The sequence below is a fragment of the Sphingobium sp. LSP13-1-1.1 genome (genome assembly GCF_040676415.1).
GTDB lineage: Bacteria > Pseudomonadota > Alphaproteobacteria > Sphingomonadales > Sphingomonadaceae > Sphingobium.
Genome location: NZ_JBEGHU010000079.1, coordinates 1 through 311, shown reverse-complemented (window position 1 = coordinate 311; position 311 = coordinate 1). Strand labels below are relative to the sequence as shown.

Annotated in this window: 1 protein-coding gene; it reads right to left on the bottom strand. The window is 53.7% G+C overall.

The window, feature by feature from the left end; genetic code table 11:
• On the bottom strand, positions 1 to 311 hold a 311-nt coding region (locus tag MRBLSP13_RS21535), incomplete at both ends, for a hypothetical protein (RefSeq protein ID WP_363756564.1).

The window sequence follows — 311 nt, the reverse complement described above, 5'->3', positions numbered from 1 at the left end:
CCATTGCCAAGTGTGTAGATGCGGCCACCAAACGTCGCATCGTTATTTTCCATGTTGATCGTTAGCGGCCAGCCATTGCCGGTCGAAGTCCAACCGCTGCTATCCGTGCCAGAACCGCGCAGAAAATACATGATGTTGCCGTTCTGGTGGATCATACCAGAGCGACCGTCAGTGTCTTGCAGGGAGATCGTTGGAGAGCCGTTGCGGATGACTAAGCTACCAGCAGTTTCTATGTTGCTGTTGGCACTGACCCTACCATCTGCGCCGAGTGTAATCATTGGCACACCGGCAGACTTGCCGCTGTAAATCTG